The 481-nt window shown below is 66.7% G+C and carries 1 protein-coding gene; it reads left to right on the top strand.

Features of this window, described 5'->3' with window-relative positions; genetic code table 11:
* The coding region (locus AACY52_RS30555; RefSeq protein WP_339561422.1) for a transposase at positions 1-380 on the top strand (380 nt) is incomplete at its 5' end.
* Positions 381-481: the final 101 nt, after the last annotated feature.

Here is a 481-nt window from a genome sequence, read left to right as displayed (position 1 = left end):
TGGCGCGTCGGCTGATGACGATCCCTGGCATCGGTCCGATCACGGCGACGGCGATCGCAGCGATCGCGCCTCCGGCCGAGACCTTTGCGAAGGGGCGCGACTTTGCGGCATGGCTGGGGCTCGTGCCCAAGCAGAAGCTGGGTGCGATCTCGCGCATGGGCGAGCGAACGCTCAGGCGGTTGCTGATCATCGGCAGCAGTGCGGTCGTGTTGCAGGCGAGCAGGCGCGGTGCCCCCAAGGGCTCGTGGCTCGAGGGCATGCTCGCGCGAAAGCCGCGCATGCTGGTAACGGTCGCGCTTGCCAACAAAACCGCCCGCATCGTCTGGGCGGTGCTAACCAAGCAAGAGGATTACAGAGCTCCGGTCCCGGCCACGGCATAGCGCCAGGTCGGGCCAGAGGCGTCGGAGGACGTAGGCGGACAGAAGGAGGGTATGGCACAACGGTCGGTGAGACCGGGCTGGAATAACCAGGGACCGGCAAA

Origin of the sequence: Pseudomonas sp. EA_65y_Pfl1_P113 (assembly GCF_963970525.1) — a bacterium.
GTDB classification, from domain to species: Bacteria; Pseudomonadota; Gammaproteobacteria; order Pseudomonadales; family Pseudomonadaceae; genus Aquipseudomonas; species Aquipseudomonas tritici.
This window is presented reverse-complemented; position numbering and strand designations above follow the sequence as displayed.